General features: G+C 66.9%; 18 protein-coding genes. 6 read left to right on the top strand and 12 right to left on the bottom strand.

The genetic code is table 11. The features are described from left to right. Positions 1 to 10: 10 nt before the first annotated feature. Together tssK and tssJ are read right to left on the bottom strand one after the other, a co-directional pair. Positions 11 to 1,345, bottom strand: coding sequence for a type VI secretion system baseplate subunit TssK (gene tssK / locus JL37_RS02025; RefSeq protein ID WP_043541605.1), 1,335 nt, complete (start codon positions 1,343 to 1,345; stop codon positions 11 to 13). A gap of 23 nt (positions 1,346 to 1,368) precedes the next feature. Beyond that, positions 1,369 to 1,947 carry a type VI secretion system lipoprotein TssJ gene (tssJ, locus tag JL37_RS02020; RefSeq protein ID WP_231570271.1) on the bottom strand — a complete coding sequence of 193 codons (579 nt, stop codon included), beginning with the start codon at positions 1,945 to 1,947 and terminating at the stop codon, positions 1,369 to 1,371. A gap of 119 nt (positions 1,948 to 2,066) precedes the next feature. On the opposite strand from tssJ, the gene JL37_RS02015 reads away from it, so the two are divergent. Both JL37_RS02015 and JL37_RS02010 read left to right on the top strand, forming a co-directional pair. Further along, positions 2,067 to 2,438: a TssQ family T6SS-associated lipoprotein gene (locus JL37_RS02015; RefSeq protein ID WP_043541602.1), complete on the top strand. Its 372-nt coding sequence runs from the start codon at positions 2,067 to 2,069 to the stop codon at positions 2,436 to 2,438. A 27-nt stretch (positions 2,439 to 2,465) separates the two neighbouring features. Next, on the top strand, positions 2,466 to 3,227 hold the full coding sequence (locus JL37_RS02010) for an FHA domain-containing protein (protein ID WP_043541601.1): 762 nt from the start codon (positions 2,466 to 2,468) through the stop codon (positions 3,225 to 3,227). Between the two features lie 4 nt (positions 3,228 to 3,231). On the opposite strand, the gene tssH is transcribed toward JL37_RS02010, so the two are convergent. From tssH to tssA, 10 genes are all read right to left on the bottom strand, one after another. Next, positions 3,232 to 5,844 (bottom strand): type VI secretion system ATPase TssH, encoded by a 2,613-nt coding sequence (gene tssH / locus JL37_RS02005; RefSeq protein WP_043541600.1) that lies wholly within the window; start codon positions 5,842 to 5,844, stop codon positions 3,232 to 3,234. Positions 5,845 to 5,859: 15 nt separating this feature from the next. Beyond that, positions 5,860 to 6,963 carry a type VI secretion system baseplate subunit TssG gene (gene tssG, locus JL37_RS02000; protein ID WP_231570270.1) on the bottom strand — a complete coding sequence of 368 codons (1,104 nt, stop codon included), beginning with the start codon at positions 6,961 to 6,963 and terminating at the stop codon, positions 5,860 to 5,862. A gap of 4 nt (positions 6,964 to 6,967) precedes the next feature. Then, complete coding sequence (locus JL37_RS01995; RefSeq protein ID WP_043541599.1) at positions 6,968 to 7,624, bottom strand: DUF3540 domain-containing protein; 657 nt, start codon at positions 7,622 to 7,624, stop codon at positions 6,968 to 6,970. A gap of 25 nt (positions 7,625 to 7,649) precedes the next feature. Further along, positions 7,650 to 9,554, bottom strand: a complete 1,905-nt coding sequence (tssF, locus tag JL37_RS01990; RefSeq protein ID WP_043541598.1) for a type VI secretion system baseplate subunit TssF — start codon at positions 9,552 to 9,554, stop codon at positions 7,650 to 7,652. Continuing rightward, a complete protein-coding gene (gene tssE, locus JL37_RS01985) occupies positions 9,554 to 10,105 on the bottom strand; it encodes a type VI secretion system baseplate subunit TssE (RefSeq protein ID WP_043541627.1) in 552 nt (183 codons plus the stop codon). The genes tssF and tssE overlap by 1 nt, the downstream gene beginning before the upstream one ends. Next, positions 10,105 to 10,920, bottom strand: coding sequence for a type VI secretion system accessory protein TagJ (locus JL37_RS01980; RefSeq protein WP_043541597.1), 816 nt, complete (start codon positions 10,918 to 10,920; stop codon positions 10,105 to 10,107). The genes tssE and JL37_RS01980 overlap by 1 nt, the downstream gene beginning before the upstream one ends. Before the next feature lie 12 nt (positions 10,921 to 10,932). Continuing rightward, positions 10,933 to 11,400 (bottom strand): type VI secretion system tube protein Hcp, encoded by a 468-nt coding sequence (locus tag JL37_RS01975; protein WP_129525720.1) that lies wholly within the window; start codon positions 11,398 to 11,400, stop codon positions 10,933 to 10,935. Between the two features lie 70 nt (positions 11,401 to 11,470). Continuing rightward, positions 11,471 to 12,973 carry a type VI secretion system contractile sheath large subunit gene (gene tssC / locus JL37_RS01970; RefSeq protein WP_052096753.1) on the bottom strand — a complete coding sequence of 501 codons (1,503 nt, stop codon included), beginning with the start codon at positions 12,971 to 12,973 and terminating at the stop codon, positions 11,471 to 11,473. A 67-nt stretch (positions 12,974 to 13,040) separates the two neighbouring features. Continuing rightward, a complete protein-coding gene (tssB, locus tag JL37_RS01965) occupies positions 13,041 to 13,589 on the bottom strand; it encodes a type VI secretion system contractile sheath small subunit (protein ID WP_043541593.1) in 549 nt (182 codons plus the stop codon). 39 nt (positions 13,590 to 13,628) lie between these two features. Then, complete coding sequence (gene tssA, locus JL37_RS01960) at positions 13,629 to 14,675, bottom strand: type VI secretion system protein TssA (protein ID WP_043541592.1); 1,047 nt, start codon at positions 14,673 to 14,675, stop codon at positions 13,629 to 13,631. Between the two features lie 517 nt (positions 14,676 to 15,192). On the opposite strand from tssA, the gene JL37_RS01955 reads away from it, so the two are divergent. From JL37_RS01955 to JL37_RS01940, 4 genes are read left to right on the top strand one after another with little or no spacing between them, the layout of a single operon-like run. Continuing rightward, a complete protein-coding gene (locus tag JL37_RS01955) occupies positions 15,193 to 17,580 on the top strand; it encodes a type VI secretion system Vgr family protein (RefSeq protein WP_043541591.1) in 2,388 nt (795 codons plus the stop codon). Between the two features lie 7 nt (positions 17,581 to 17,587). Continuing rightward, entirely contained in the window at positions 17,588 to 17,992 is a 405-nt protein-coding gene (locus tag JL37_RS01950) for a hypothetical protein (protein WP_043541590.1), read from the top strand. A gap of 3 nt (positions 17,993 to 17,995) precedes the next feature. Further along, entirely contained in the window at positions 17,996 to 20,617 is a 2,622-nt protein-coding gene (locus JL37_RS01945) for a DUF2169 domain-containing protein (RefSeq protein ID WP_043541589.1), read from the top strand. Further along, a complete protein-coding gene (locus JL37_RS01940; protein ID WP_043541588.1) occupies positions 20,614 to 21,672 on the top strand; it encodes a pentapeptide repeat-containing protein in 1,059 nt (352 codons plus the stop codon). Before JL37_RS01945 ends, JL37_RS01940 begins: the two co-directional genes overlap by 4 nt. Positions 21,673 to 21,715 lie beyond the last annotated feature (43 nt).

Here is a 21,715-nt window from a genome sequence, read left to right as displayed (position 1 = left end):
TTGGCCGCGCTCAATCGCGCAACGCCCAGAACTCCATCGTCAGTCCGGGAAATTCACCGGCCAAATGCAGCGCGAGCGCGCCGGTGCGCTCCAGTTGCTTCCAGAACTCGCCGCCTTTATCCAGTTCGAAATACACGTGGCCGGCGCTGTAGGGAATCTGCCGCGGCGCTACGGGCAAGGCTCGCACCGCAACGCCGGGCAATTGCAGATGCACGAGATCGCGGATGCGCTCGACCGGCCCGATCTTGACCTGGGCCGGGAAGCGCGTGCGCACCGTCTCGGCAGCCAGATCCGCATGCACCGCCAGCACGAAGCCTGCCGTGCGCAGCAGTTCGGCATCCTGGATCTGGGCCACGCGCACGCCCTGGCCCCGGTCCTGCAGCGGGATCTGCAAGGCGCGCTGCTCCAGGACGGCTGACAGCGAGCGGCGCAGTTCGTCCATCAAGGGAGCGAAGCTGCCCTGCAGGTCGTCGTGCACATACTCGGGCAGCTCGCCCGGGCGGCGCGTGGCGGAGGTGAACGTGGAAAGATCGCAAGCCAGCATCAGCCAATCGTGGAACAGGCGCTCCGGATGCTGCGCGGCGTTCTGGCGCGCATGCCAGAGCGAACCCAGATAGCGGTTCACCGTCTCCAGGAGCATGAAATCGGACACCTCGGACACACCGCCGCGGCCGGGCTGCGACAGGCGCGACGCCAGCGCCTCGCTGCGGGCGTCGAGCAGCCCCTGCAGCTCGTTGACGAAGCCCTGCAGCACCGGATGCTCTCCAGCCGTCAGCCACGGCGCCACATAGTGCTCATCGAGCACCACCCGATTGTCCGCGCGGCGCTCGGCAACCCTCGCGACGCCCAGGCCCAGCCAGTCCTCGGTCAGGTCGTCCTCCAGCATCAGGCGCAGCCGCAGCCGGCCCAGCTGCATCAATGCCGGCTCCAGCGCCATCGAACCGGTGTCCTCCACCTCGGCCTCGTGCACCAGGTAGCGCGCCAGCGTGTCCTCTTCGCCCTCGTAGATGACGTCGCTGGCGCCGGCGCGCGCGCGGGGCACTGCAAGCATCACGCGCGCATCATGGGTCCGCGCGGGCACCTCGAACGCCGCGGGCGCCGCGTCCGGATGCGAGAAGTCGAAGGGCGTGCCGTCGGGCATGATGCCCTGCGCCTGCGTCAGCACCACCTTGCCGATCGCCAGGGCGTCCCGGTCCAGCGCCAAATGGCTGAATCCCCAGAAGAATCCCTGGACGGCGGCGGCGCGCTGCTGCGCGGCATGCAGCATATGGCGCTCGAGCTGCTGGAAATGCTGAGGCCGCAGGAACATCCCCTCCGACCAGATCACCTTGTCTTTTGTCATCATGTCCGGTTCACTTTCTTCCGCATCTAAAAGGGCCACCAGGAACGGCTGCGATCAACTTCCTCCAGTCCATCGCGCTTGACTGCGACCTTCACCGTTTCCTCGTTCGGCGAGAACTGCCAGACCTTGTAGATGTTGGTGTTCTGCGCCTCGGGCAGCGCCACCAACAGGCGCCATTTGCTTTGTTCGAGGTCCCGATAGGCGGCCACCACTCCCACCACGCGCGCCTCGGCATTGCCGGGGTACTGCACGACTTTTTTCTCGCCGGGCCGCAGGATCACCTGGTCGACGTTGAGCAGTTCCGCGCCCAGCGCCGCATGCGCGTCGCCCTGCAAGGTGAAGAAATCGGTCGACTCGAAAATGCTGGACGACTTCAACTCGTAAATCGTCACCTGCACCGGCGACGGCCTGCCGCTGGCGTTCTGGTTCACCTTCGGATCCGCCCGCAATTCAATGGCGTAGGGCACCGGAACCCGCTTGGCAGTCGACGAGCATCCCGCAAGCATCGCCGCGGCGGCCAGGCTCGCGGCGAACGGCGCGATGCGACGCAAGGGCTCTCCCACGCGGCGTCCCGCCAGGACCGTTCGTTGAAATAGACCGCTCATAAGACCTCGGAAATAAAAACACACACGTCTGTTACGCCGCGACGCATACCTGCCGCGACGGACCGCTATCATCGGCGGAATAAGCGCTTCCTCCTCTTTCCGAACGACACGCCCGCGCCATGAAACAGCCCGTCCGTATCAGCCTGATATCCATTCTTGCCCTGCTCGCAGCCTGCGCCTCCAGGCCCTCGCCGCAGGCAATAGACGCCTTGCAGCAAGTCCGCGACGAATACGCCGCCAGCCGGTTCGGCACAGTGATCCGCACCGTGGCCACCTCCGACGCGCTGGCCACCGCGCCCAAGCCCATGCGGGTCGAGGCGCTGAAGCTGCAGGCCTTCAGCTACTGCGTCACCGACTATCGCGAGCTCTGCGAAGACAGCTTCGTCCGCATCCTGCAGCTGCAGCCCTCGTTCCAGCTCGCACCCAATGAAATCGGGCATCCCCAGTGGGGCCCGGCATTCCAGGCGGCCCAGGCGTCCCAGGCCCGCTGACGCGCCCACGGCGCCAAGGAGACAGGCGTGAAGCTCACCGCGTTCCAACATGCCGGCGATCCGGACTTCGAACCCATCCATGCCGTGTTCCCGGCGCCGGGCGGCACGGTAGGCCGCAGCGCCGACAACCTTCTGGCGCTGCCCGACCCCTCGGGCGCGATTTGCCGCGTTCAGGCGGCGATCCGCGTCAGCGGCCCGGACACCGGTTTTCTCCAGAATCTGAGCGGCATGAGCACTGTCAGCGTCAACGGCCACGCCGTGGCGCACGATCAGGAAGTGCCATTGAATCCGGGCGACGAAGTGGAAATCGGCGGCTACCGGCTGCGCGCGGACGCGTCCGGGCACGGCGCCGAGGCGGCCGCTCCGGCGGCCGTGGCCGACGACGATGTTTTCGCCGACCTGATCGGGCCGGGCACCTTGCCCGTAGGCAGCGCCCCGGACGTCTCCTCGCATCCCTTCGACCTGGACTCCGCGCAGGCCCGCAACGCGGAAGATCCCTTGCAGCACCTGCCGCCGGGAGATGCCGCGGTGTCGCGTCCGGCCACCGACCCCTTGGCGCTTTTCGACGCCCCCGGCGACGGTTCGCCCAGCATCTTCTCGGACGGCTCGCCGTCCGCCTTGCCCGCCCATGACCCGCTGGCCGAGCACCGGGACCATCCTGTCCAGGAGGTGCTGGCCGGAACCCGCCAGGCCGCCGAAAACCGCAGCGCGCCCGATCATCTCAAGGAGATCGGCGGCTTCATGCGGCCGGCAGCCGTCAAGCGGACGCCCGGCGGCCAGGACGGCTAGCGGCTCACGCATAGTCATAGCGGAACTCTCCGCCGGCCGCCGACACGCGCACCAGGCTCAGGCTGCGGCCCTGCATCGAGGCGCCCAGCAATTCGCGGCCGATCTTCGGCAGCACCGTGTTCGTGAGCACGGCGTCCACCATGCGCGCTCCCGACTCCACTTCCGCGCAGCGCGCGACAACCAGCGCAACGGCTTCCGGCGCCACCTCCAGTTCGATGCCGTGATGCGCCGACAGGCGGCGGCGCACCCGTTCGAACTGCAGGCCCACGATGCGCTCCAGCATGGCGTCCGGCAGCGGAAGGTAAGGAACGGCGACGAGCCTTCCCAGCAGGGCGGCCGGAAAGGCCTGCAGCAAGGGTTCCCGCAGCGCGGCCGCCAATCCCGGGGCGTCCGGCATCAGAGCCGGATCCGCGCACAGGGCCGCGATCCGCTCCGCGCCCACGTTGGAAGTCAGGATGATGATCGTGTTGCGGAAATCGATGTACCGCCCTTCGCCGTCCTCCATCCAGCCCTTGTCGAAGACCTGGAAGAAAATCTCGTGCACGTCGGCGTGGGCCTTTTCCACCTCGTCGAGCAGCACCACGCTGTAGGGCCGCCTGCGCACTGCCTCGGTCAGCACGCCGCCCTCCCCATAGCCGACATATCCAGGCGGCGCGCCCTTGAGCGTGGACACCGTGTGCGATTCCTGGAACTCGCTCATGTTGATGGTGATCAGGTTCTGCTCGCCGCCATAGAGAGCCTCCGCCAGGGCCAGGGCGGTTTCGGTTTTGCCGACGCCGCTTGGACCGCAAAGCAGGAATACGCCCACCGGCTTGTCGGGATCGGTCAGGCGGGCGCGCGACGTCTGGACCCGGCGGGCCACCGCTTCCAGCCCTTCGCGCTGGCCGAGCACCCGCTTTTCCAGCGTGTCGGCCAAGGCCAGCACCGCTTGCGCCTCATCGCGCACCATGCGCCCCACCGGAATTCCGGTCCAGTCGGCGACCACCGCCGCCACCGCCGCGGCGTCGACCGCGCAATGGATCATCGGAGCCTCCTGCTGGCTCCGCGCCAGCGCTTCCTGCGCCTGCGCCAGCGCCTGCCGCTGCTCTTCCTGCCCGGTGTCCGAAGCCTGGTCCAGCGCCTCGCGCATCGAAAGAATGCGCCCGGCCAGCGCCTTCTCGGCCTCCCAGCGCGCCGCCAGCGTCCGCTCGCTTTCCGCCGCCCCGGCCAGCTCGGCCGCCAGGCGTTCGACCCGCTCTGCATCGCCCGCGCCCAGGCGGCGCTCGCGCAGCGCGATGCCTTGCGCGATTTCCAGGGCCTGGATGCGCCTGCGGGCGTCTTCCAGGCTGGGCGGCGCGGCATGCTGGCTGACCGCGACGCGCGCGCAGGCCGTATCCAGCAGCGCGACGGCCTTGTCGGGCAGCTGGCGCGCCGGAATGTAGCGATGCGACAAAGTCACCGCCGCCTCGATTGCTTCGTCCAGCAGCAGAACGCCGTGATGTGTCTGCAAGGTCCCGGCCAGCCCCCTCAGCATCCCGAACGCCCGTGTCTCGTCGGGCTCGTGGATCTGGATCACCTGGAAACGGCGGCTCAGCGCGGGATCCTTCTCGATGTATTTCTTGTATTCGGACCAGGTGGTCGCGCCGATGGTGCGCAGCTGGCCGCGCGCCAGCGCCGGCTTGAGCAGATTGGCCGCGTCTCCCGTGCCCGCCGCTCCGCCGGCTCCCACCAGCGTGTGGATCTCGTCGATGAACAGCACGATCGGCTTCTCGCTGGCCTGCACCTCGTCGATGACGCTGCGCAGCCGCTGTTCGAATTCGCCTTTCACTCCCGCGCCGGCCTGCAGCAGTCCGATGTCCAGCAGGTACAGGGAAACCTCGCGCAACTGCGGCGGCACGTCTCCGCCCGCCAGGCGCAGCGCCAGCCCCTCCACGACCGCGGTCTTGCCGACGCCAGCCTCGCCCGCCAGCAATGGGTTGTTCTGGCGGCGCCGCATCAGCACATCGATGATCTGGCGGATTTCCTCGTCGCGTCCGGAAATCGGATCGATCGCGCCCTCGAGCGCCCTGGCCGTCAGGTCGACGGCGAATCGCGCAAGGGCAGAGGCGCCCTCCCCATGCGTGCCGGCATCGCCGGACGCCGCCGGCGTCTGCGCGGCGTCTTCCGGCGACCCGCGCACGATCTCGTCCATCTGCTCGAGCAGGGCTTCTGGCGCAATGCGGGAAAACTGCGCCGACATGCCCAGCAGCACGTGGCGCAACGCGTACGTCCTCGCCAAGCCCGCCAGCAGATGGGCGCTGCGGATGCGCGCCGCGCCGTAGCGCAGCGAACCCAGTACCCAGGCTCGCTCGACCGCGTGATCGATGTGTTCGGACAGGTCGGACACCGAGCCCGCGCCCGCCGGCAGGCGATCCAGTTCCGCCGTGAGATCGGCCTGCAAGCGGGCCAGGTCCAGGTCGAAGCGCCGCGCGATCCTATGCAGGTCGCTATCCTGGGCGTGCAGGATCTGGTGCACCCAATGGACCAGTTCGACATAGGGATTGCCGCGCAGCTTGCAGAACGCGGTGGCGCCCTCCAGCGTCTGGTAGAGCAGGGGATTGAGCTTTCCGAAAAGGTCGATGCGGCCGATATCCGACATGGTCTCTAGGCGCCTTCACGCGCATGGGGTCGTTGAGGGTCCGGCCGGCGGACGGCCACGTGCCGGGGTGCGTCCGCGGCGTTCATAGTCCAGCAGCAGATCGCGCGCCTCGCCTTGCGCGGGCCGGCGCTTGCCCAGCCACGCGGACAGCCCCAGCGGGCGTTGCGCCCCCAGGTTCAGTCCGCGCGCGTCCTGCGCGCGCAGCACCGGCCTGAGGTCCCAGTCCAGCTCCATGCCGATGTAGTGCCTGACCCAGTGCGTCAGTTGCCGGGCGCGCTCGCCGCCCGGAAGAAAGCTCAGGTAGTCCTCCAGTTTCAGCGGGCCGATCTCGATGCGGAACTTGTGCTGGGCGTCGCGCACCGCGATCCCCAACACCGTGTCGCGCCCCAGGCCGGCCGCGCTGCCCAGGCCCAGGCGCTGCCCGGGCTCCAGCCGGATCCACTGCGGCACGAACTCGTGAATGCGCACGGGCAGGCCGAAGAACGATTGCAGAATGTGCTTCAGGCCTTCCGGATTGCGCGTCTGGCGCACCAGATGGCCGGCCATGAAGTATTTGGCGTGATCCAGCACGGCATCGCGCCGTCGCATCGACGGCTCGCCCATGTGGAGCAGGCTGGCCACGTAGCGCGTGAAGCGCTCTTCCTTCCGGTCCAGGCTGACGGTGCTCTGGGCATCGGCCCAGGCCCTGTAGAAAAGCAGGATGAGCCGGTGATGGAACACATCGGCGAATGCCGACAACGTGCGGTCGCCATGGTGCGCCAGCCGCTCGTGGACATGCTCGGTCAGGTGCAAGGGCAAGGGGCCGTTGGGGCCGAACAGGCCGAAGCCATAGATCGACAGTTCCGGGGGCCGCCCCTCCTCGGCGGCACGGGCGCGCGCGACGGTGGACGGCGCGAACGCCATCGAAGGCTCCTGCCGCAGCCGCACGGGCTCGTAGCGCGCCACGGTATCGCGTCCCAACGGCTTGCGGGCGCCCGAATGCGCGTCTATCCAGCGCAGGGCATGGAACAGATCGTGGGCATAGGGCTCGCGCTCCAGCGCGCGCCACCATTGCGCGAGCACGCCCGACGGGGCGAAGGGCGAAAGCGCGGGAGCGGATGCGGGCTGCGCGGCGTCCACCGTCTTACCCCATGTGGATCTGCTTGGCGTCCACCTTGACCAGGTCGGCGCCGGTAACCAGCGTATAGGCCGCATGCAGCCGCGCGCTCTGCTCAGCCTGGAAATCGATCGCCCCGGCACGCACCTGATCCATCTCGCTGATGCTGCGCATGGACAGGCGGGCCATGAGGGTCAGGCGGTCCAGCACCGCTTCATAGCTTCGTCCCACCAGGCGCGTCTCGCCCACGGTGGCATGCAGCTGCCGCGCGATCACGCGCATGTTGCCGACGGCATGGCGTGCCTCGTCGGCCTCCAGGCTGTACTCCGGCGCCCGCACGCTCACCGCGGCCCGGCCCCGCAACGCCACGTTGCCGGCGCTTTCCAAGGACACATCGCCGGTGCGCGACCGCAATACCAGTTCCCCCTGCGCTTCAAGCGTGGTGCGCCCGGGATCCGCCTGCACGGTAACCGCGATCAGGTAGACCCGTGCCGGATCCGGGCCGCTGATCAGCACCTCGTCGCCAGGCATGGGTTCCAGCAGGCAGCTGGCGGCGCGTTGCGCGGTCCAGACGCGGCCGTCGCACGCGACCGCGTAGCTGCCGTCGGGCTCGCGGCGCAACAGTTCGCCCAGCAGATGGACGGGGTCGTAGGCCATGCGGTTCAGACTTGCGGCGGATTTCATCATGCGCTCCTGTTCGTGGCGGGACCTAGACGGCCGGCCTGCGTCCCATGCGGGGCTTGAAGCGGGCGACCTCGCCGCGCTGCAGGGTCGACAGGACCAGCTCCGACATCAGGTTGATCGATACGTGGCGCGCGAAGAACTGCTCCAATACCGCGCCGAACAAATAGGGGCTGATGCCCGAGAAGGCGGTTTCATCCACCTGTAGCGCAATGCGCACGCCCCGCCCGTGGACGATGGGCCCCGGCACGGGCAGGCGATGGTGCACGGGCGTCGCGCTGACGTAGCGCAGGCCCGATATATGCCTGCGCGTGGCGGGGTCCGCCAGATTCCCATAGACGTGCAACATCTCGCGCAGCGTCTGCGCGCCCTGCTCGGCATCCAGGTCGGTCAGGCTCAGGTAGTTCAGCCCCAGATGGCTGATCAGGTGCCAGGTAGCGGCGTTTTCGGCCAGCGCCGCGCCGGGCCGGGTGGGCCCGTGCAACACCTTCACCGCGCGGACGGGCGCCGACACTCGCAGCGTCAGGTCGGTCTCGGCGCCCAGCGGCAACAGCATCGCCAGGTCGCGGTTGGTGCACAGCGCCTCAAGGGTCAGGTGCCGCAGGTCGCCGGAAAACGGCGCCTCGTGCCGGTCCACCAGCGACAGGAAAACCTCGCTTCCGGTATAGCCGGTGCGGGTGCCGTTGCGCTGTGCCGTGTCGGAGATCAGGCGCGGTTCGCGGCGCACGGAGAAGTAGGCGCCGTAATCGTCCGGGTCGCTGCCCAGCGAGCCATAGAACGGACGGAACTCCTGCTCCTGCCGCTGCGCCGAGGCATGGCCGGCGACGCGCGTCACGCTGAAGACTTCATAGTCCAGCGGACGGCTGCGGTCGATGACCACGTGATACTCGGACGTCCGGGGCGTAACGGCGACGCGATCCGCGCGCTTGGGAAACAGATTGATCGCCGGGACGCAATGCAAGGCCAGGTTGCCGGCCGAGATCGCCCCCTCCAGTTCGGGCGCCGCCACGGAGAACAACAGGGTCAGGTCGAAGGCTCGGGTATCGCGCTGCGCGCCTTGCGGCAGCGGCGGCGTGCGCAGCCCGTTCTTCAAGCCATTGACGCTGAAGAAAAGATATCGCTGCGCGAATGCGAAATACTCCTGCAGCAAGCGGTAGCCTTGGAATACGCGAGCGTCGCTGGGCAATAGCGCCTGGTCGTCGGCAAAGCCTTCGTGGCGCACCGAACCCGGCGGCAGCTTGTTGATCCACGCGGCTGGGCGCGCCGTGTCGTGGCCCAGGACCGCCACCGTGTGTCCCATCACCACTTCCAGCAGGCGCTGCATCTGCACGTCCTGGCCATTCAGGTGAAAGACCAGCTGATCGAGGTCCAGGTCTTCCAGCCTCTGGCCGCCGCCCACCTCCATCCTGATGCGCAAGGCGCTCAATACGCGCCCCGCCCGTCCCGCCAGGCCCAATCGCGCCAGCGGCAGGTCCTGGGGCGTGGCCGTGAATTCCGCCTGCGTAACCTGCAAGGGCCACAGGCGCAAGGCATGCCCCGTCGTGAAATCGCAAGGCGTCTGTTCGCCACGCGCCACACGGCCGCGCAACAACGTGCCGCGCGGCAGGTCGAAACCGCCGGCCAGCGTGCCTTCGTTCATGCTTGGAGAAAACTGCACGATCGCCATGGCGGGCGTGGGCGCCAGATAGTTCGGGTACACCACCTCCAGCAGCCGTTGCGAAAAGCGCGGAAATTCCGCGTCCATTTTCATGTGGATGCGCGCGGTCAGGAAGCTGAAGCCTTCCAGCAGGCGTTCGACATAGGGATCGGCCACTTCCGTGGCGTTCATGCCCAGCCGCCGCGCCACCTTGGGATGGGCTTGGGCGAATTCCGCCCCCAGCTCCCGCAGATAGACCAGCTCGCGGTTGTAGTAGTCCAGCAGCCGGTCGTCCATCAGGCGCCACCCAGATCGCGCAGATCCATATGGCCGCTTTCCAGGTCGATATCCGTGCGGAACAGGAATTCGAGCGGCTGCGGCACGCACCACAGCATGCCCCGTATCTCCAGGCTCAGGACATTGTGATGCTCCAGCGTGCCGGCGTCCGTCACGCAGCGGACCTCGACGGAAGAATCCAGTATGCGCGGCTCGAACGCCGAAATCGCGCTGCGGATCGACTCTTCCACGTCGATCCAGTCGATCTCCGACATGCGCTTTCCCGCCATGGCGCGCACGCCGAAATTCAAGGTGGAAAGCGCCACGGGCCGATGCGCCGACAGGTCCTGGGAAGTCTGCAGGTTCACGGTGTTGAGCAGCCAGCGGAGGTCCCGCAGAACCGCGGCGCGCAGCGCTTCGTGCGTAAGCATGGCGCTCTCGCGCGGTTCTTCGCGCTTGGCCGGCTCGTTGTCCGTCAGCCGGTCCAGCAACGACGGCTGCAGGCGGTCCCGCGCCGCGCGCTGGCTGCGAGCCAGCGGCTCCCAACCTACGGGATTGTCCGCGTGGCCCATCATTCCAGCTCCAGGGTGCGTATATCGAGCAGTGCGAACTCGCCGCTGTCGGTCAGCCACATTCTCTGCCCGACGCCGGCATAGGTGTCCCCGTGCAGCGCTCGCCAGTCGGTGATTCTTCCCAGCTTGGCCGGATCCGACAGCTCGACCATGCGCTCCCCCGGCACCGGCGGATAACGTACCGGCACCAGGCCTTGCTGCACCCGGCCGTCGTTCAGTTCGATCTCGGCCTGGGCCCACACCAGATCGCACAGGCCCTGCGGGCCCAGCAGCCGCACCCGCTTGAGCTCCGCGAAAGGCAGCCACACATAGCGTCCGCCCGCCAGGAACTCGAAGACCGGGCCCAGCCGGCTGTCGCCGTCGCAGATCCACTGGAAGGGTTGCGCCGCATCCTGCGTGGAGAGGCCCAGCGAGCCCGCGCGCGCGCTGGCTTCCTGGAGGGCCAGGCCGCGCAGCTCCGCGGCCTGGGCGGCGGACTGCCCGTCCAGCCGCAGGGCCGAGATCAGGCGCCGCAGCCAATCCGCGGGCCTGTCCAGCAAGGCCGGCTCGCCTTGTCCGCCCAGCACGGCTTCGCGTTCGCGCTCCGCGGCGAGGGCGCTGCCGTAGAGCGCCTGCATCGGGCGCGCCTGGGCGTTGAGGTGCGCGCAGACGTCCAATTGCTCGGCCGCGCGCGCCCAATCGCCCTGCACCGCCAGCAACTGGAACAACTGCGCCCGCAGGTCCGCGTCGGCTGGCCGCCGGCGCACCTGCGCCTGCACCTCATCCAGCTGGCCGGCCAGACTGATCGCGCCGAAAGGAACGGCAGCTATAGACATGGAACGCCCGCCCTAGCCCACTTCCTTGTTCTGCTTGATGTCCCAGGCGACCAGGCTTTCGGCGCCCTTGCCGCCCTTGTCGGTCTGCTCCCAGTACTGCTGCTTGACCTTGGCCGCCTGGAACGCGAAGTTCACCACCACGCCTTCCGCGCTGCGGTCTCCCGAGATCTGTACCGAGGACACCAGCACGTCTTCAAGCGTGATCTTCGAGTATTCGATCTGCTCGCCGCCCGCCTTGCACATGGACAGCTCGATCTTGCTGAGATGCTTGCCGCTGGCGCAATGCTTCATCACGGCCGGCGCCGCCTTGTCGATGCGGGCCACCACGTGCAGGTCGTTGAAACTCGCCTTGCCGGCGCCCAGGCCGCCGCCGCTGGCCATATTGCCTGGCTGCGTGGCGCCCCAAGAAAAGGACACGATGTCGGTCCAGTCCTTGTGGTTGGCATCCTTGGATTCGCCATTGGCCCCATCGATTTTCATGAACATGTCCACTGCCACATCTGTCTCCTGGAGTTACCGGGCGCGGCTGCGCCCGTCTTGTCAGCTCCACTCAGCCTTCGTTCTGCTTGAGCGAAGGCAGCTTGGATACCAGCCGCAGCGACACTGTCAGCCCTTCCAGCTGATAGTGCGGCCGCAGGAAAAACTTGGCGGAGTAATAGCCCGGGTTGTCCTCGATCTCCTGCACCTGCACCTCGGCCGCCGCCAATGGCTTGCGCGCCTTGGTCTCCTGCGAGGAGTTCACGGGGTCGCCATCCACGTAATTCATGATCCAGTCGTTCAGCCAACGCTCCATGTCGTCGCGTTCGCGGAATGAACCGATCTTGTCGCGCACGATGCACTTCAGGTAGTGCGCGAAGCGGCAGCATGCGAACAGATAGGGCAGGCGCGCGGCCAGCTTGGCGTTGGCGGACGCGTCCGCCTCGTAGTAGTCGTGCGGCTTCTGCAGCGACTGCGCGCCGATGAAGGCGGCGAAATCGGAGTTCTTGCGATGCACCAGCGGCATGAAGCCGTTCTTGGCCAGCTCTGCCTCGCGCCGGTCGCTGATGGCGATCTCGGTCGGGCATTTCAGGTCCACTCCGCCGTCATCCGTGGGGAAGCTGTGGCACGGCAGGTTCTCCACCGCGCCGCCGGATTCCACGCCGCGGATCGATGTGCACCAGCCATAGAGCTTGAACGAACGGTTCACGTTGGCCGCCATCGCATAGGCGGAGTTGGTCCAGGTGTAGCGATCGTGGTTCGCGCCGTCCGTGTCTTCCTCGAAATCGAACTCGTCGACGGGATTGGTGCGCGCCCCGTAGGGCAGCCGCGCAAGAAAGCGCGGCATCGCCAGCCCGATGTAGCGGGAATCCTCGGACTCCCGCAGGCTGCGCCACGCGGCGTACTCGGTGTTGGTGAAGATCTTGGTCAGGTCGCGCGGATTGGCCAGCTCCTGCCAGGAATCCATCTGCATCACGTTCGGCGATGCGCCCGCGATGAAAGGGCAGTGCGCGGCCGATGAGATCTTGGCGATCTCGCCCAGCAACTCCACGTCGGGCGGGCTGTGGTCGAAGTAGTAGTCGCCGACGAGGCAGCCTATCGGCTCGCCGCCGAATTGCCCGTACTCCTCCTCGTACACCCGCTTGAAGATCGGGCTCTGGTCCCAGCCCACGCCCTTGTGCCGTTTGAGCGTGCGGCCGAGCTCCGACTTCGACATGCACATGACGCGGATCTTCAGAAGCTCGTCCGTTTCGGTGTTGGTGACCAGGTAATGCAGGCCGCGCCATGCGCCTTCCAGCTGCTGGAAGTCTGGATGGTGCATCACGCCGTTTATCTGTTCCGACAGCTTGCGGTCGATCTCGGCGATGATGGCCTGGATGGTGCGGTAGGCGTCCGACGACAGCCCCACGCCGCTGTTCTCCAGCGCCTGGTGCGCCAAGGTCCGCACGGCATGCTCGACGGCTTCCTGCGCCTGCTCGGTCTTGGGTTTGAATTCCTTCTTCAGGAGCGCGGACAGGTCGTCCGCCTCCAGGGTCTCGACAGCACGCGCGCCGGCGCGTTTGGCCACTACGGTCATGGCATTCTCCGAAAAGCGATTCGAGCGGAAGCTAGGGCCTATCGCCCCAATGGGCCTGATGCGGGCCCTAGGCGGCCGGATCCGGGGCCGGGTCGTCGGAAGCAGCCGCCGCCTCCGGTTTGGGCGCGGCGGCCAGCGCATTCATCAACGCCGGATTCTTGAGCACATTGCCGATCAGCTCCTCGGCGCCCGTCTTGCCATCCATGTAGGTCAGCAGATTCGCCAGCTGCGTGCGGGCGCTCAGCAATTCGTTCAAGGCGCCCACCTTCCGGGCAACCGTGGCCGGTGAAAAATCATCGATGCTCTCGAACGTGATATCTACGTTCAGATTGCCTTCTCCGGTGAGCGTATTGGGCACCTGGAACGCCGCGCGGGGCTGGATGGAACGCATGCGCTCATCGAAGTTGTCGATATCGATGTCCAGGAACTTGCGCTCGCCCACTTCCGGCTGGGGCGTTTCGGACTTGCCGGCCAGGTCCGCCAGCACGCCCATCACGAATGGCAGCTGAATCTTGCGCTCCGCGCCGTATATCTCGACGTCGTACTCGATCTGCACCCGCGGCGCGCGGTTCCTCGCGATGAACTTCTGGCCGCTTCCCTTCAGGCTGGTCGCCATGGTGTCGTCTCCTCTTGTTGGTCCGGCGGCTGGCCCGCCCTACGAGTCCTGCCGGCTTCCCGCTTCCCGCGGCAGCCACGCCTCGAATTGCTCCAATCCCTGGGGCGCCAGGTTCTTGATGATGTCGTGAAAGCTCATGGGGATGAGCTGCTGGGCCCGGCGGATGAGATAGGGCGCGGGATGGCCGGGCTCGTTGGCCTCGAAATACGCGCAAACCCTGGCCAGCATGGCCACGGCCTCCTCGCGCGATTGGATCGGCGTATCCTGCCAACGCACGCCGCGGTCCGCAGGAGCGGCCGCTGGCGGCGCGCCGGCGGCGGGCGCCATGCCCGCTTCCGCATCCGCGGCGGTGGCAGCCGACGCCGGCTGCGCGTCTCTCGTGGCGTCCAGCACCACGTCCAGCGTACGGAGGATGGCGGCGTAATCGGGCGCCCAGACCGCGCCCAGCTTATCCATCACCAATTTCTGCATGCGCCGCAGCGCTTGCGCGGCGGAGGCCAGGGCCATGACGTCGGCATTGTCCTGGGCCCAGGCCTGCCGCAGGCGTTCGACCAGGCGCGGGCGCCCGCCCGGATAACTGTCGGCGTCCTGGCGGCTGCCGTCCAGCAGCGCCTCGGTATCGCGCAGCGTCAATTGCCCGTGCACCCCGCTGACCAGGCTCGCCGAGCGCACGCTGCGCGCACAGCCCTGCATATCGCCGAAGGCCGCCAGGGCGTTCATTCGAGGCATGGGATCGTCTTCCCCGACGCTGTCCAGCCGGGGATGCACCGGCTCCCAGTAGCGTTCCAGGGTATCTACGGCAAGCGCCAGGCCATCGCTGTAGCCCGGCAGCCCGCGGATTTCGGTCCAGGCCGAGGTCAGCAGGCCGATGACGCGAAGGTCGCGCGTGCGTTCCAGCAACGCGCGGGCCAGGCGTTCGACTTCGCGCCAGTCTGGCGGCTGCGCGGCGATGATGGTCGAGCCGAACTGCTGTTCGTCCCGGCCCGCCGCGGCTTGCTGCAGCTGCAGGAAGTCTGCGTCGTATTCGAGGTCTTCCCCGCAGGGCAGACGTGAATCGAGTGTATTGAGGATATCGGCGAATTCCATAGTCATCACTTAAATGCCTGGGGATGCTGCCTTGATACAACCACTACGCTCCGCGCTGCGTCACGGAAGGGTGCATTCTAGGCATGTCTTTCCGCATGCAACGGCAACCTAACAAGTACAGATTGTTCTTACAAACAGCTAACACCCACGTAAACAATTGAACACTTCCTCCCTGCTGTGTTGATCTTTTGACATACTCCTTACGCAACATGGCTTGATACGTGCCGTGTGTTACCGAAGCGTAAAAAACACAAAAGCATGTGATAGCGCTTCTCGGCCGCTTTGGGGCCTGCCTACAATCGGCGCTCACGCTGGCGGCAGACCGGCGCGCTTCCGATTCAGAGACAGACTTCCCCGGCGCCGGCGCGCTGCCCCGCAGCAGCGCCCGCCCTTAGCAAGAGGCCCCATTGCGTGGCCGATCATCCCTATGCAGTCGTCGCGACGCGCCCCGTGCGCGGCCGTGAATAGCAGTGCAGCAAGCGCAGCAACAGGCGAATTCTCATAAGGAGACGGTGAGATGGACCGCAACGTGCCAAGCGAACGTGTCGTCAAGGCGCACACGCCCCTGCCGCCCGAACAGCTGAAATTCCGCGGCATGCATGGCGCCGAGAGCCTTTCGCAGCTGTTCGAACTGGAAGTCGAGCTGGTCTCGGAGTCCTATTCGCTGGACATGAAATCGCTGCTGGGCAAGCCGCTCACGCTCGAGATCGAGACCACCTCGGCCACGCCCCGCTATATCAGCGGACACATCACGCGCTGCGCGCTCGTGGGGCGGGAAAACAATACTTCGCGCTACACCATCTATCGCGCGACGGTGCGCCCGTGGCTCTGGTACCTGACGCAGACCTCGGACAACAAGATCTTCCAGAACAAGAACGTGCCCGACGTCATCCGCGAGGTGCTGAAGGACTACGACTACCCTGTCGAGTTCAAGCTCGTGGACAGCTACCGCAGCTGGGAATACTGCGTGCAATACCAGGAAACCGACTATGCCTTCATCTGCCGCCTGATGGAGCATGAAGGCATCTACTTCTGGTTCAAGCACGACAAGGGCAAGCACACGCTGGTCCTCACCGACGACATCACCCAGCATGAACCCATGCCGGACTACGAGCAGATCCCCTATTACGGCCCCGACCGCATCACCACGCCGCGCGAGGACTACATAGATAAATGGGAGGTGGCCGAGCAGATCACGCCGGGCGCCTTCGCCACCACGGACTATCATCCCCTGACGCCCGCGGCCAGCCTGGAGGCGCGCCGCAACAATCCCGGCGCCCACGACCACGGCGACCTCGAGATGTATGAATGGCAGGGCGGCTACACCAACCCCGATGACGCGGAGCACTACACGCGGGTGCGGCTGGAAGACCTGCAGTGCAGGAAGGAGCAGAACACCGGCTCTTCCAATGCCCGAGGGCTCGCCCCGGGCCACCTTTTCACGCTGCGCAACCACCCGCGCCAGGCCGAGAACCGCGAATATCTCGTCGTCAGCACCTACTACCGGATCCGCGAATCGGGCTACGCCAGCGGCCAGCCCGACCCCGGCAGCTTCGAGCTGGAATTCGTCGTGCTCCCCTCCAGCACGCAGTTCCGCGCGCCGCGCGTCACGCCGGTCCCGCGCACGCACGGGCCGCAGACCGCCACCGTGGTGGGCAAGCAGGGAGAAGAGATCTGGACCGACAAGATGGGCCGCGTCAAGGTGCAGTTCCACTGGGACCGCTATGGCAAGAAGGACGAGAACAGTTCGTGCTGGGTCCGCGTTTCCAGCCCCTGGGCCGGCGGCGGCTTCGGCGGAATCCAGCTGCCGCGCGTGCGCGACGAGGTGATCGTCGACTTCATCGGCGGCCAGCCCGACCGTCCCATCGTGATCGGCCGGGTCTTCAACGCCAACAACCTGCCGCCCTGGGACCTGCCCGACAACGCGACGCAGAGCGGCTTCCTGAGCCGCTCCAAAAGCGGCACGCCCGCCACCGCGAACGCGCTCATGTTCGAGGACAAGAGCGGCAGCGAACGGATCTGGCTGCATGCGGAGCGCGAACTCTGCACCGAGGTCGAGGCCAACGAGTTCCATTCGACGGACGAAAACCGCACGACCAACATCGGCGACAACGACACCACCAAGATCGGCGGCAACCGCGACATCAAGGTCACCGGCACCGATAACCTGCGGGTGGAAAAACGGCGCGACGTCTTCGTCAAGGGGCACGAGGAATACACCGTCAAGGCGTCGCGCACCGTCAACGTGAAAGAAGGCCTGATGGACGAGAAGTTCGACAAGGGCCTGAAGACGACGGTCGCGGCGAAGGGCGAGGAGCGCGATATCACGGGGCCGTTCAAGGAAACGCTGAAGAACGGCGAGGAGGTCTACGTGAACGAAGGCGATTCGCTGCATCACGTAAAGACGGGCGCCCTCACCGAGAAGGCCAAAGGCAAGGTCGAGCTGCGCTCCACCGATGCGAACATGGACGTGAAGGCCAAGACCGCGATGCTGGTGCAATCGGAAACGGCCAATATGACGGCCAAGTCCAAGGGCGCGATGCATATCGAGTCGGAGTCCGCCACGGCCAAGCTCAAGGCGAACGGCCACATCACCCTGGAGACGCCCGCGGACATCGTGCTGGATGCGTCCAACGTCAAGGACCTGTCCAAGAGCAGCTGGTTGCAAGCGACGCCCTTTGCCGTCGGCTTGACCTTCGCCAAGGCAGAGTTCGGCGGATGGCGCGTCGCCTTGTTCCGCACCACCGTCATGCTGAACCTGTCGTTCACCAACTACGCAATCGTCAGCAACATCGGACAAGTGACCTCGTTCCGGACCACCGGCCAGGGCTACCAGTTCGATGCGGTCGAGGCAAAAAAGGTCGGCCTGGGCGCGTCGATGGTGGGTCTCTGGAGCATCCTCTGAGGCCGCCATGTCCGACTTCCTGGATGCCTGGCCCGGCTGGGCGAAATGGGTATGGCTAGTACTGCTGCTGTCCCTGGCGCAGGCGGCGTTCATGCTGTGGCGCGAGCGCCGGCGCCGCGCGGCAGGCCGCAGGGACGCGCAGCGGCAGGCTTCCCTGCGCGCCAGCGGCCTGGCCAGCACGGCGCGTGTCGTCGCAGCGCGGGATACGCGCCGCCGCATCGGCGATACGCTGTACTTCATCGTCGAACTGGACCTGGAGGTTGCCGCCACCGATGCCACGCCCCCGTTGACGCGCACACTCAGCCTGCCGCTGTCGCCGCTGCATCTTGCCGACTTCAGCGCCGGAAAAACGATACACGTGCGCGTGGATCCGGCGACGCATGACATCGCCGTGGACCAGGCCACCGGATAAGCCATGAAGACCCTCAAGCCGTTCCGTCTGGGCCTGCTCACCCGGCCGTACCGATGGCAACGCCGCGACGTGCTGGGCGTATCGGTATCCGCGCTGGTCGATATCGCGAAGACGCCCACGCTGCTCATGGATCAGGAGCTGTGGAAGCTGGTGGGCGCCGAAGCCGGCGGCCTTCTGGATCTGGCCACCCCCAAACGGCATCCGGAAGTGCTGGTCTCGGGCCACGCCTACCCGCACGATTCCAAGAGCCCCGGCTCTTGCGCCGTGCGCCTGAAGGTCGGCGCGATAGACAAGTCCCTGCTGGTATTCGGAGACCGCTATTGGCTGGATGGCAGGGCGACCGCCCCTCAGCCCTTTGACCGCATGCGCCTGGACTGGAGCCGCGCCTATGGCGGCCCGGACGTCGCCGAGAATCCGCTGGGCATCGGCGCCCGGGACGAAACCGTCAACGGCGTGCGCGTGCGCCGCCTGCCCAATATCGAACACCCGCTGCAACGCATCCACGATCCGGCGCAGCGCGTGGCGCCGGCGAGCTTCGCGCCCTTGGCCATGGACTGGCCGCAACGGGCGGCGCACCTGGGCCGCGAGTACGGGCAACAATGGCTGGAACATGATTTCCCCGGGTTCGCGCCGGATATGGATTGGCGCTACTTCAACGCCGCGTCTCCCGACCAATGGGGGCCGGCCAACGCCGAGCTGGCGGGCGGCGCGGAGTATGCGCTGTGGAACATGCACCCCGATCATCCCGTGCTGCGCGGCCGGCTGCCCGGCTGGCGCGCCCGCTGCTTCGCCAGCCGCCGGGCGGACGGCGGCGCGCTTGAAGAAATTCCGCTGCGCCTCACCACTGCCTGGTTCTTTCCCGATCACTTGCGAATGGTGCTGATCTGGCATGGCGCCTTGCCCATCCGCGAAGATGATGCCGCCGACATCCGGCACATCATGCCCGCCATGGAACATGCCGGCCGGGCGCGCGATACGGCCCACTACGAAGCAGTGGTTCGGCAGCGGCTCGACCCGGAACTTGGCGCCGTCTACGCCCTGCAGGATGCGCAACTCGTGCCGGAGGACATTTGCGGCGAGCTGCCTCACGTCGATATGGACGCCGCGGTCCAGCGTCCTTCGCGCAAGAGAATCCATGCGGGCGCGGCGCGACGCCATGCCAAGGAACGCGAGTCTTTACTCGCACAAGGCCTGGATCCGGACCTATACATGCCTCCCCTGGATCCGCCGCCCGCTTCGCCGAAACTGGCCGACATGCCGCAGACCGTCATGCGCTTGCGGGACGAGCTGGAAGAGGCCAAGCGCCTTGCCGCCGGCCCCGCCGCGCGCGCGCTGGCCGATCCCAGCCTGCCGGTCATGGCCGAGGTGTCCGGCGTAGACATCGACACGCTGCGCAAGCTGGACGGCGAAGGCGAACTGTCTCCCGGTTTCGATCCCCGCAAGGTAAAGCGGCATCTCGCCGAGTTCGACGCCAGCCCGCACGCGCAGGCCGAACCCGGCGCCGAAACCGGCTCGCCGCCCCCTCTTTCGCAGACACTGACTCCCCAGGTGCATCAGGCCTACCAGCAGTCTGCGCACCATTTCGCCGCGCCCCCGCCGATGTCGCCGCTGCGCGCGCAACGCACCCGCCGCAAGCTGGATGCGCGCCTGAAAAGCGATCGGGACTGCAGGGACATGAATCTCACCGGCGCCGATCTGTCCGGCATGGATCTTTCGGGCGTCAATTTCCAGCGCGCGATCCTGGCCGGCGCCAGGCTCATCGATGCCCGGCTGGACGGCAGCGACCTGACCGATGCGGTGCTGACCGGCGCCGACCTTACCCGCGCCGGCATGCGCGGCGTCAACCTGACGCGCGCCAACCTGGGCCGAACCCGTTGCGTGCAGGCGGACTTTGCGCAGAGCCAGGTCAAGGAGACGATCTGGGATCACGCGGACTGCGAACGCTGCAGCTTTCTCGGCAGCGCGTGGCGGCTGGGCCGGCTGTACCAGGCGCGCCTGCGCGAATGCGATTTTTCCCGCGCGACATTCGAACAATGGGCCGCCATGAGCGCCACGCTGACGAACTGCCGCTTCCAGCAGGCGCGGCTCGATCAATGCGTATTCATGCAAGGCGCGCTCGCCGACGCCGACTTCGCCAACGCGGATCTGGTGCGCGTGAGCTTCATGGACGTGGACTTCTCGGGCCGCTTCAGCCTGGAAGACGCCAGCCTTGACGGCTGCGCGTTCGCGGGGCGCGTCGAGATCCCGGGCGCCTGCCTGCGCCGCATGCGGTTCAAGCATGGCAGCGCGCGCGGGGCCGTCCTCAGCGGGGCCGACATGCGCGGCGCCCAGCTGGCCGCGAGCGACTTCTCGGAATGCCGCCTGCAAGACGCAGACCTCTCCGGCGTGACGGCTCCCGATACGCACTTCGTGCGCGCGGATTTCACCGGCGCCCGCCTGCGCAACGCCAACCTGATCAACAGCCTGCTCGGCAAGGCCGTCCTCTTGCACGCCGACCTGACCGGCGCCAACCTCTTCCGCGCGGACGTTGCGCAAGCCCAGATGGACGGCAGCACCGGGCTGGACGACACCTACACGCTGGGCGCCAAGCGCTGGCCCGCCCGGCAGCGGGAGAGTGCCGCATGAACCTCGACCGCTTGATGGACTGCGTACAGCATGGCGAACCCATAGAACACGTCAGCCTGGCCGGGGCGGATCTCTCCGGCCTGGACCTGGCGGGCGCCTTCTTCAATCATGTGGATTTCGGCGGCGCCAGGATGATCGACAGCCAGTTGCAGGACAGCCAGTTCCTCGGCTGCGACATGGCGGGCTGGAATGCGACCGGCGCCAACCTGGACATGGCGAGGCTGTTCCGTTGCCGCGCCCCCCGCGCAGTGCTCGATCGCAGCCGGATGCACGGCGCCAATTTCATGGAATGTGAGTTGGATGGCGCCAGCCTGGAGCAGGCCTGGCTGAAGGAATCCTCGTTCAACGCCACCTCGTTCGAGGGAGCGTCGTTACGGAGCGCCCGCCTGGACCGCGCCGTGTTCACAAAAAGCGCATTGGCGGGCGCGGACCTGTCCCAGGCCCAGGTGAGCTTTACGCTGTTTCATCAACTGGATCTGCGCAGCTGCGTACTGGCGGGCGCCAATGCGGAAAGCACCATGTTCATCGAATGCGACCTGACCGGCCAGGACTTCGCCTCGCAAGCCTATCCGCTCTGTCATTTCACGGACTGCAAGCTGGATTCGGCCGATTTCCGCAATGCCGACCTGCGCCAGGCCGGCTTCAAGGGCGCATCGCTGCGCGGCGCGCGCTTTACCGGTGCGTCCGCCCCGCAGAGCCTGTTCCCCCTGGCCGATCTGAGCGGAGCCGATCTGCAGGGGGGCCGCTTCGAAGGCGCCATCTGGGTCGACGCAACCCTGGACGGCGCGTCCTTGCGCCGCGCCAGCCTGTGCTTGGGCGTATTTCAGCGCGCGCGCTGCGCGGACACCGATTTCCGCGGCGCCAACCTGGCCGACGCCGATTTCTCGCTGGCCGACCTTGACCGCGCCGACCTGCGGGACGCAACGTTCATGCGCACGCGCATGCATCGGGCACTGACGCCAGGCGCACAGTGGACGCAGCGCCACGGCATCATCGAAAACGACGCGCCTTTGCTCGAAGCCGAACTGTGGTCGGCGGGACGCGCAACGGCCTGACCCGGCGCGGCATCGCCGCGCCGCCATCGAACAAGGAGGAATG

The sequence above is a fragment of the Achromobacter sp. RTa genome, from assembly GCF_000757485.1.
Classification (GTDB): domain Bacteria; phylum Pseudomonadota; class Gammaproteobacteria; order Burkholderiales; family Burkholderiaceae_B; genus Achromobacter.
Note: the sequence above shows the minus strand (reverse complement) of the source record. Positions and strands in the feature narration are given on the sequence as shown.

Bases quoted from the DNA above. Each gene is read 5' to 3' on its own strand.
- tssC (WP_052096753.1), bottom strand. From the start codon at position 12,973: ATGACCGTAGTGGCCAAACGCGCCGGCGCGCGTGCTGTCGAGACCCTG.
- JL37_RS01975 (WP_129525720.1), bottom strand. From the start codon at position 11,400: ATGAAAATCGATGGGGCCAATGGCGAATCCAAGGATGCCAACCACAAG.
- JL37_RS01980 (WP_043541597.1), bottom strand. From the start codon at position 10,920: ATGTCTATAGCTGCCGTTCCTTTCGGCGCGATCAGTCTGGCCGGCCAG.
- tssK (WP_043541605.1), bottom strand. From the start codon at position 1,345: ATGATGACAAAAGACAAGGTGATCTGGTCGGAGGGGATGTTCCTGCGG.
- tssB (WP_043541593.1), bottom strand. From the start codon at position 13,589: ATGGCGACCAGCCTGAAGGGAAGCGGCCAGAAGTTCATCGCGAGGAAC.
- JL37_RS01950 (WP_043541590.1), top strand. From the start codon at position 17,588: ATGTCCGACTTCCTGGATGCCTGGCCCGGCTGGGCGAAATGGGTATGG.
- tssF (WP_043541598.1), bottom strand. From the start codon at position 9,554: ATGGACGACCGGCTGCTGGACTACTACAACCGCGAGCTGGTCTATCTG.
- tssA (WP_043541592.1), bottom strand. From the start codon at position 14,675: ATGGAATTCGCCGATATCCTCAATACACTCGATTCACGTCTGCCCTGC.
- JL37_RS01995 (WP_043541599.1), bottom strand. From the start codon at position 7,624: ATGAAATCCGCCGCAAGTCTGAACCGCATGGCCTACGACCCCGTCCAT.
- JL37_RS01945 (WP_043541589.1), top strand. From the start codon at position 17,996: ATGAAGACCCTCAAGCCGTTCCGTCTGGGCCTGCTCACCCGGCCGTAC.
- tssH (WP_043541600.1), bottom strand. From the start codon at position 5,844: ATGTCGGATATCGGCCGCATCGACCTTTTCGGAAAGCTCAATCCCCTG.
- tssJ (WP_231570271.1), bottom strand. From the start codon at position 1,947: ATGAGCGGTCTATTTCAACGAACGGTCCTGGCGGGACGCCGCGTGGGA.
- tssE (WP_043541627.1), bottom strand. From the start codon at position 10,105: ATGGGCCACGCGGACAATCCCGTAGGTTGGGAGCCGCTGGCTCGCAGC.
- JL37_RS01940 (WP_043541588.1), top strand. From the start codon at position 20,614: ATGAACCTCGACCGCTTGATGGACTGCGTACAGCATGGCGAACCCATA.
- JL37_RS02015 (WP_043541602.1), top strand. From the start codon at position 2,067: ATGAAACAGCCCGTCCGTATCAGCCTGATATCCATTCTTGCCCTGCTC.
- JL37_RS01955 (WP_043541591.1), top strand. From the start codon at position 15,193: ATGGACCGCAACGTGCCAAGCGAACGTGTCGTCAAGGCGCACACGCCC.